The sequence below is a fragment of the Cupriavidus sp. HPC(L) genome, assembly GCF_000307735.3.
Lineage (GTDB): Bacteria > Pseudomonadota > Gammaproteobacteria > Burkholderiales > Burkholderiaceae > Cupriavidus.
The window spans coordinates 1-8,877 of the sequence record NZ_AMPR02000115.1; the positions used below are offsets into that span (position 1 = coordinate 1).

Consider the following 8,877-nt stretch of genomic DNA (forward strand, 5'->3'; position numbering starts at 1 on the left):
GACCGGCTGCGCCGGCGCCGCCGGCACGGCCTTGCCCTCGCGCACGGCGGCCTTGCGGCGCGACCAGCGGGACAGGAAGGACGTTTCGGTCGAATCGCTCATGATGCGGGATCAGGCGGCGGGGATACCGATAACGGCATCCCCGCCGCGGATTTCAGTAGCGCGTTCAGCAGGGTGTTCAATAGCGCGCCCGGTCCTGCGGCGACTTGAACGACTCCGGCCGGCGGCGCTTCTTCGGCTCGGGCCGGTAGTGCTCGGCCACATAGGCTTGCAGCCAGGCCAGCTGTTCGGGCGCGAGCGGCACGTTCTCGACGGTCTCGCCGGCATCGAGCCAGCGTCCGGCCTCGTTGTACGACAGCGAGACGGTCACCGGCAGCGGCCGGCGCCCGTCTTCAGGCTGGGTCTCGTCCATGCGCCACAGCACGAACCAGCACGGCGCCGTGGAGCTCAGGTTCAGATAGTAGCCCTCGGCCTCGTCGCGGAACAGCTCGACGGGATAGCCCGGATAGAGCCAGCGCGCGCCCTGGTCGTCCTCGTGCAGGCAGTGCGGCTCGGCGCCGAATGCGCCGAGGTCGGGCACCACCGCTTCGAGTTCCCATTTCCAGGGCTGCCAGCGGCTGGCCAGCGCGACCTTGCGCATCACCACCGCCATCGTGACGGCGGGGCGGCTGCCGGCCGGCTCCGGGACCTCGGACTGCATCGGTTCCATGGTCAGGTGTTCTGCACGACGATGCTGGGGAACTTGCTGGTCATGTCGCGCGCCTTGTCGGCGACCTTGATCGCCACCTTGCGCGCGATGCCGCGATAGAGCTCGGCGATCGGGCTGTCCGGCTCGGCCACCACGGTGGGCCGGCCCGAATCGGCCTGCTGGCGGATCGACAGGTTCAGCGGCAGGCTGCCCAGCAGGTCGACGCCATACTGCTCGCACATGCGCTCGCCGCCGCCTTCGCCGAAGATGTGCTCGACGTGGCCGCAGTTCGGGCAGCAGTAGACCGCCATGTTCTCGACGATGCCCAGGATCGGGATGCCGACCTTCTCGAACATCTTCAGGCCCTTGCGCGCGTCCAGCAGCGCGATGTCCTGCGGGGTGGTGACGATCACCGCGCCGGTGACCGGCACCTTCTGCGACAGCGTCAGCTGGATGTCGCCGGTGCCCGGCGGCATGTCGACGATCAGGTAGTCCAGCTCGTGCCAGTTGGTCTGCCGCAACAGCTGCTCCAGCGCCGAAGTCACCATCGGACCGCGCCAGACCATCGGGTTGTCCTGCTCGATCAGGAAGCCGATCGAGTTGGCCTGCAGGCCGTGGCCTTCGAGCGGCTCCATGGTCTGGCCGTCGGCGGACTCGGGACGGCCGTCGATGCCCAGCATCATCGGCAGGCTCGGCCCGTAGATGTCGGCATCGAGCATGCCGACGCGCGCGCCCTCGGCGGCCAGCGCCAGCGCCAGGTTGACGGCGGTGGTCGACTTGCCGACGCCGCCCTTGCCCGAGGCGACCGCGATCACGTTCTTGACGCCGGGCAGCAGCTTGACCCCGCGCTGCACCGCATGGGCGACGATGTGCATGGTCACCGTCACGCTGACATTGGTGACGCCCGGCAGCGCGCGCAGCGCCGCGATCACCAGCTTGCGGATCGGATCGAGCTGGCTCTTGGCCGGATAGCCGAGTTCGACGTCGAGCGAGACATCGCCGCCATCGACACGGATATTGCGGGCGGAGCGCGTGCTCACCAGATCCTTGCCCGTGTTGGGATCGATCACGGTACGCAGGGCTTCGGTAACCTGGTCAACGGTAAGGCTCAAGACAATCTCCGCTACTTGATATGTGGGGGAAGGCGCGTACTGTATCAAAGAGTGGCCCCGCGGCCCGGCAATCGCCTGGAAGGCCTCGATTACCCCTGCGATGTACAAGGGATTACACGCGCTTACAACTTTCACAGCGTCGCGCTTGTGCACGGGGCGGCATCTCCCTATTGTAGTGCCCCGATACGTCGGCTCGCCCGGGATCCGGTCAGGGACTTCGGCCGAGCCTCAAAGCTGCCTGCAACGCCACTTGGTGCTTGCATTTTTTGGAGGCTGCTGGCGCAATTAGGCCAGTGCGTCACAATGCCTCGACCCGAGGCGCAGGCAGCCGCAGTGGAAGCACAACAATCGACAGAAGGAGAACGCATGAAACTCAAGCTCGTCAGCCTTTCGATCGTCGCCGCACTGGCCGCCGGCTGTGCGACCGAACAGGGTACGCACACCGCCGTGGGTACCGGCGCGGGCGCCGCCGTTGGCGCCGGCCTGGGCAACCTGATCGGCGGCAATACCAAGGGCACCGTGATCGGCGCCGCCGTCGGCGCGGCCGCGGGCGGTGCGCTGGGCTACAACTGGAATGCGATCCGGGGCAAGCTGAGCCGCGATACCGCGGGCACCGGCACCCAGATCACCGAGCAGCCGGACGGCTCGCTGAAGGTCAATATCCCGAGCCAGGTGACCTTCGATACCGACAGCGCCACCATCAAGCCGTCGTTCCGCTCGGTGCTGGACCAGGTCGCCCAGACGCTGAGCCAGCATCAGGATGTCAACGCCACGGTGATCGGCCATACCGACAGCACCGGCAACCCGACCTACAACATGCAGCTGTCCCAGCGCCGCGCCCAGAGCGTGGCCGGCTATCTCGGCGACCGCGGCGTCGCCCGCAACCGCCTGAGCGCCGAGGGCCGGGGCCAGTCCCAGCCCATTGCGGACAACGCCACCGAGGCCGGCCGGGCCCAAAATCGCCGGGTCGAAATTTTTTTGAAACCAATTCAAGGATGATGGAGTCATAGAAACAGGTACCGCTTGCCACCGTTGCTGGCTCGCGATGGGTGGCTGACCTCCCGGGCGGTACCTGATTTCTCCTCCTTTTCCGTTGTGGAAAGCTGCGCCGGCTCTGACCGGCGCTTTTTTTTTGGCTGCGCGGACCAGGCAAGCGCCGCCGCCGGTGGCCTCCAGCCCCGCTTGCTAGAATGGCGGTTTTCCGCGCCGGCGCCGCCCGCGCGGCGCAGCACCGAAATCCAACCGCTTCCCGACCGGCATTCCCCATGACAGCACGTCGCATCCTCGTCACATCTGCCCTGCCTTACGCCAACGGCCAGATCCATATCGGCCACCTGGTGGAATACATCCAGACCGATATCTGGGTCCGCTTCCAGCGCATGATGGGCAACGAGGTCTACTACGTGGGCGCCGACGATACGCACGGCACGCCGGTGATGCTGCGCGCGGAGAAGGAAGGCATCACGCCGAAGCAGCTGATCGACCGCGTCTGGAACGAGCACAAGCGCGACTTCGACAGCTTCCTGGTCTCGTTCGACAACTACTACAGCACCGACTCCGAGGAGAACCGGCTGCTGTGCGAGAAGATCTACCTGGCGCTGAAGGCCGAAGACCTGATCGCCGAGCGCGAGGTCGAGCAGTTCTACGACCCAGTCAAGAACATGTTCCTGCCGGACCGCTTCATCAAGGGCGAATGCCCGAAGTGCGGCGCCAAGGACCAGTACGGCGATTCCTGCGAGGTCTGCGGCACCACCTATGTGCCGACCGACCTGAAGAACCCGTACTCGGTGGTGTCGGGCGCGACGCCGGTGCGCAAGTCCTCGACCCACTACTTCTTCAAGCTGTCCGATCCGCGCTGCGAGAGCTTCCTGCGCGAGTGGGTGGCCGACCTGGCCCAGCCCGAGGCCAGCAACAAGATGCAGGAATGGCTGGGCAGCGACGGCGAGGCCTCCACGCTGTCGGACTGGGACATCTCGCGCGACGCGCCCTACTTCGGCTTCGAGATCCCGGGCGCGCCGGGCAAGTTCTTCTACGTCTGGCTGGACGCGCCGATCGGCTATTACGCCAGCTTCAAGAACCTGTGCGAACGCAAGGGCATCGACTTCGACGCCTGGGTCGGCCCGCATTCGACCGCCGAGCAATACCACTTCATCGGCAAGGACATCCTGTACTTCCACACGCTGTTCTGGCCGGCGATGCTGCGCTTCTCGGGCTACCGGACGCCGACCAATGTGTTCGCGCACGGCTTCCTGACCGTCGACGGCGCCAAGATGAGCAAGTCGCGCGGCACCTTCATCACCGCGCAGAGCTATATCGACACCGGCATGAATCCGGAATGGCTGCGCTACTACTTCGCCGCCAAGCTGAACGCCAGCATGGAAGACCTGGACCTGAACCTGGACGACTTTGTCTCGCGGGTCAACAGCGATCTGATCGGCAAGTACGTCAACATCGCCAGCCGGGCCGCGGGCTTCCTGGTCAAGCGCTTCGACGGCCGCGTCGACGACGCCGCGCTGTCCCATCCGCTGCTCGAGCAGCTGCGCCAGGCCGCGCCGCAGATCGCGCAGCTGTACGAGGGGCGCGAATACAGCAAGGCGCTGCGCCTGGTGATGGAGCTGACCGACGCGGTCAACGCCTTCGTCGATGCCGAGAAGCCGTGGGAGCTGGCCAAGGACGAGGCCAAGCGGGCCGCCCTGCACGCGGCCTGCTCGGTATCGCTGGAAGCGTTCCGGCTGCTGACCGTCTACCTGAAACCGGTGGTGCCGAACGTCGCGGCCGGCGTCGAGGCCTTCCTCAATATCGAGCCGCTGGACTGGCGCGCGATCGACCGCCAGCTGAGCAGCGCCAGCCCGATCAAGCCGTACTCGCACCTGATGACCCGGGTCGACGGCAAGCAGATCGAGGCGCTGCTGGCGGCCAACCGCGACTCGCTGCAGGCCGCCCCCGCGGCCGGTGCCGGTGCAACGGAGGCGGGCAATGCCGCGCCGGCAGGCATCGAGCCGATCGCCGACACCATCACGATCGACGACTTCGCCAAGGTCGACCTGCGCGTGGCGCGCATCGTCGAATGCCGCAAGGTCGAGGGCTCGAACAAGCTGCTGCAGCTGACGCTGGACCTGGGCGAAGGCAATACCCGCAACGTGTTCTCGGGTATCCAGTCGGCCTACCAGCCCGAACAGCTGGTCGGCAAGCTGACCGTGGTGGTCGCCAACCTGGCGCCGCGCAAGATGAAGTTCGGCCTGTCCGAAGGCATGGTGCTGGCCGCGTCGGCGGCCGACGAGAAGGCGGCGCCGGGCCTCTACATCCTCGAACCGCACGCGGGCGCGGTGCCCGGCATGCGGATTCGCTGAGCAGAAGCGCATCGAGCTGCCGTCCCCGCGCAGGCGGGGACCCAGTGTCTGACCAGGCGCTCGTCGAAAGCCGCTGGGCCCCCGCCTGCGCGGGGGCGACAGACCTGGTTCAGCCGCCCTGCACCTTCGACGGGTCGTCGCTGCGCGACGTATGCGTGACGAGCCCGTCCGTGCCGAAGTGCACGTTGAAGAAGGCCTTGTCCTGCGAGGTCTCCCACCAGCGGTAGCCCCACACGGTCTCCTGCTTCAGGCGGAAGGCTTCGATCTTCGTCGGCTTGCCCAGCATGCGGCGTACGCTGTCCTGGCTCATGCCGGCGCGCACGCGCTGGAAGTTCTCCGCGGTCAGCACCTGCTCGATCGCGCCGACCTTGCCATCGGCGCCGATCGTCACCATCCAGGTGGTCGCGCCCTCGGGCCCGCGCGGATACTCGAGGCGGCGCGCGCCGTTCTCCTCTTCCCACACGATCTCGGGCTTGCCGGCCTGGCGGCGCACGTCGTCCTCGCTGGAGACGCCGGGCTCGATCCCCTTGAACAGCTGGCTGTCGGGCTGGATCGTTTGCCAGGCCGAGCGCGCGGCGTCGCCCGCCTTGTTCAGCGCTTCATCGACCTTGCGCTGGTCGCAGCCGAACAGCGCCAGCACCGAAGCGATCAACCCCATCGCCGCGACCCCGCGCGCGGACCGGCGCCCCCCGCCGGCACCATTGCCGCCGTCATCGCTTGATGGCCTCGGTGGGCCCTGCCGGTGGCGCGGGTGGCGTGGGCGGATTGTCGGCGTCCCCGCCGGTGCTTCCGGTGCTTGCATCCTGCTCTCTCCTGGCGCCCTCGCGCCGTGTTGTCGATCCTGAAAACAGCTGGCTCCAGCTGTCGAAGCGGCGATTGAACAGCAGCGACAGCCCGTTGATCGAGCCGCCGCGGGCGATCAGCGACCAGCGCCGCGAGAAGGCCCAGGTCAGTTTGGCGACGTTGGCCGCCGAGGTCAGGCTCTGCTCGTAGCCGACCGAGATCTTCTCGCTGACGGCCTTGCCGACGCTGACCACCTGCTGGTCGCTGAGGCCCGCCGTGCTCGGGCCGATCGAGAACTCGTCGATGCCGAATCGCTGCACGATGCCCTTGCCCGCCTTCGAGCCGAGCATGCCGAGCGCCGCGCCACCCAGCGCGCCGCCGCTCAACTGCTGTTGCTGCCCCGCCGCCGCGCTTTCGGCGCCGTAACCGAACATCAGCCATGACAGCTTGTCCTCGTCTGGAACATTGGGCTCGGAGACCAGCCGCACGCGCGGCAACCGTACCGTGCCGGTGACCTCGATCCCCGCCTCGACTTCCTGGTTCAGCCGCATCGCGCGGATATTCAGGTTCGGATTGCCGACCGGGCCGTTGAAATTGACGATGCCGCGCGTGATCTGCAGCCGGCGGCCGAAGGCCTCGTAGGTGCCGTCGACCACCCGCACGGTGCCGGTGACGCGCAGCGGCGTCAAGGGCTCGCTGTTGACGCCCAGGCGGCCGGCCAGCAGCAAATCCGCACCCGCGCCGCGGAAGCGGAAGCGGTCGCCGAGGTCGACCGACAGGTCGATCACCGGGGCGAAGCGGCTGGTCGGCTGCGACTCCGGCACCGCCGGCGTGGCGGCGGTACGCACGTCGCGCTCGGCGCGCCGGTCGGACTTGCGCACGATCACCACGTCGTCGCCGAGCACCGGCGCGCCGGCCTTGGGCAGGTCGAACAGCCCGCGGTCGACGCGGAACTTGCCACGGATCACGAACTGCCGGTTCTCGTTGGCCATATCGGCATTGCCCGACACCACCAGCGTGCGCTCCGGGCTGGCGAACAGTTCGAGCCGCTCGGCCACGATGCGCGCGCGCAGCGTGGGGTCCGCCTCGCCGAGCCGCACGTTGCCGCTGGCGGTCAGCGTGCCGTCGCCGCCGCGGAACACCACCTGCCGCAGTTCGATCACGTTGCGGTCGAGCACGATGCGGACGATGCCGTCGGTCAGCCGGATGCCCAGGTCGTACAGCGTGACGCCCAGGTCGTCGCCGTTGACGGTGCCGGTCAGCACCGGCGCACCAACCGTGCCGGCCAGCTGCATCGCCGCCGCCAGCCGGCCCTCGAACGCGTACTGTGGACCGGTCAGCGCCTCCAGCGCCTTGAGCCGCGGCACGTCGAAGGCGACCTGGCCGCCCAGCGCCGAGGCCGGCGTCACCGTCAGCACGCCCTGCTCCGGCATCAGCCCCGCGAACGCATCGACCTTGGCGTTGCCCAGGCGCGACGACACCACGTTGCCGCGCAGCTGCAGGCGGTTGCCGGCGGCGTCGGCGCGCAGCACGGTCTGGCCCAGTCCCAGCGTGGTGTAGCCGCGGCCCGCGTTGACCGACAGGTCGCCGCTGCGGCGGCGCAGCTCGGCAAAGCCCGACGCGGTTTCTGCCAGATTCAGGTTCCATTCGCCATCGAGCACCAGGTCCGATCGCAGCGGCGGCGCGTCGCCGGTGAAGACCTCGGCCAGTTCCAGCAGATGGCCGACGTGCAGGCCGCTGAGCTGGCCCTTCGAGCGGATGCGGCCGCGGTCCCAATCGAGGCTGTCCAGCACGAGGGTCGAGCGCTCCAGCTGCAGCCGGGTAGCGCCCAGCGTCAGCCGCTGCGCGCCGGCGCTGACGGCCACCGGCGTCAGCAGCCGCAGTCCGACGGTGCTGCGCTCCTCGAGCGTGCTGACCGTGCCGGTCCAGGTGCCGTTCTTCCAGCTGCCCTGCCCCGCCGCCTGCAGTTGCAGCGGCCGGCGCCGAACGCGGCCCTCGCCCTGGACACTGAAGCTGTGCCTGGCCTGCGTGCCGTCCAGGCTCGCCTGCAGCGTGCCGATCGTCAGTTGCGGGCCGCGATAGCCGCGCGCATCGAGCCGAAGTCGCAGCGGCCCGTCGATGCCGCCGCGCAGATCGGCGTTGCCGCTGGCGCTGTCGACCCGATGCGGGCCCATCGACAGCGCGCGCGCCTCGTAGGTCGCGGTGACCTCGGGCCGTTGCCAGGTACCGCTGACCTGGCCATCGAGCTTGAGCGTGCCGCCCACGCCGAACTTCAGGCGGTCGAGCTGCGGCGCGTCGACGGCCACCGTCATGCGGTCGCCGCGCGCGCCGAAGCTGCCGCGCAGGTCGGCGCGGTTGCCGGCCATCGACAGCGTCGCCTCGCTCGGCAGCAGCCGCTGGCCGGCCAGCCGGATCTTGCCGCCGCCGGTCATCGGCAGCCCGGCGTATTCGCTGTCGCCGATCGAGAAATCCGCCGCCACGCGCGGCTCGCCGGCCAGCGTGCCGGAGGCGTCGAAGTTCGCGTTGATGCGGCCCTTGGCGACGCTGGCCAGCCGCGCCGGGTCCAGATCGGTGATCCGGCCCTTGAAGCTGAACGGCTGCTGCTCCTTCAGTCCGAGCCTGCCCTCGGCGTGCACGCTGCCCTGCGCGACGCCCAGGCGCAGCGCGGCCAACGTGATCGCGTCGGCGTCGATGCGCGCGTCGGCGAACAGCTTGAGCTCGCCGCCGCCCAGGTCCAGCGCCACGCTCTGGCGGCCGGGCTCGAGCCGCACGATCACCGGGCCGGACAGCCGCGCGCTGCGCAGCTTGCCGTGCAGCGCATGCGGGTCGAGCCGGCGCACGTCCAGGTCGAAGCCGCCGCGGCCGTCGCGCAGCGAACCGCTGCCGGCGATCTCGCCATTGCCCGCCAACGCCACGTGCAGGTCGCGGACATGCTGCGCCGCCT

General features: G+C 68.8%; 6 protein-coding genes and 1 pseudogene. 2 read left to right on the forward strand and 5 right to left on the reverse strand.

Translation table 11 applies throughout. From position 1 onward, the window contains the following. From B551_RS27040 to apbC, 3 genes and pseudogenes are all read right to left on the reverse strand, one after another. Positions 1–102 (reverse strand): annotated as a pseudogene (locus B551_RS27040) (DUF3306 domain-containing protein); the annotation flags it as partial. A gap of 76 nt (positions 103–178) precedes the next feature. After that, positions 179–700, reverse strand: coding sequence for a DUF3305 domain-containing protein (locus B551_RS08890; protein ID WP_043438296.1), 522 nt, complete (start codon positions 698–700; stop codon positions 179–181). A gap of 11 nt (positions 701–711) precedes the next feature. Continuing rightward, entirely contained in the window at positions 712–1,800 is a 1,089-nt protein-coding gene (gene apbC / locus B551_RS08895; RefSeq protein WP_006578138.1) for an iron-sulfur cluster carrier protein ApbC, read from the reverse strand. A gap of 366 nt (positions 1,801–2,166) precedes the next feature. On the opposite strand from apbC, the gene B551_RS08900 reads away from it, so the two are divergent. Further along, a complete protein-coding gene (locus tag B551_RS08900) occupies positions 2,167–2,799 on the forward strand; it encodes an OmpA family protein (protein WP_023263915.1) in 633 nt (210 codons plus the stop codon). Positions 2,800–3,065: 266 nt separating this feature from the next. Then, on the forward strand, positions 3,066–5,150 hold the full coding sequence (gene metG, locus B551_RS08905; protein WP_006578136.1) for a methionine--tRNA ligase: 2,085 nt from the start codon (positions 3,066–3,068) through the stop codon (positions 5,148–5,150). 109 nt (positions 5,151–5,259) lie between these two features. Here the strand turns inward: metG and bamE are convergent, their stop codons facing one another. Together bamE and B551_RS08915 are read right to left on the reverse strand one after the other, a co-directional pair. Then, positions 5,260–5,808: an outer membrane protein assembly factor BamE gene (gene bamE / locus B551_RS08910; RefSeq protein WP_006578135.1), complete on the reverse strand. Its 549-nt coding sequence runs from the start codon at positions 5,806–5,808 to the stop codon at positions 5,260–5,262. Between the two features lie 52 nt (positions 5,809–5,860). After that, positions 5,861–8,877, reverse strand: a 3,017-nt coding sequence (locus tag B551_RS08915) for a translocation/assembly module TamB domain-containing protein (protein WP_023263916.1), incomplete at its 5' end; no start/stop codon positions are given.

Excerpts from the sequence above, each read along its gene's own strand:
- B551_RS08900 (WP_023263915.1), top strand. The coding sequence starts at position 2,167 with ATGAAACTCAAGCTCGTCAGCCTTTCGATCGTCGCCGCACTGGCCGCC.
- B551_RS08890 (WP_043438296.1), bottom strand. The coding sequence starts at position 700 with ATGCAGTCCGAGGTCCCGGAGCCGGCCGGCAGCCGCCCCGCCGTCACG.
- metG (WP_006578136.1), top strand. The coding sequence starts at position 3,066 with ATGACAGCACGTCGCATCCTCGTCACATCTGCCCTGCCTTACGCCAAC.
- bamE (WP_006578135.1), bottom strand. The coding sequence starts at position 5,808 with ATGGGGTTGATCGCTTCGGTGCTGGCGCTGTTCGGCTGCGACCAGCGC.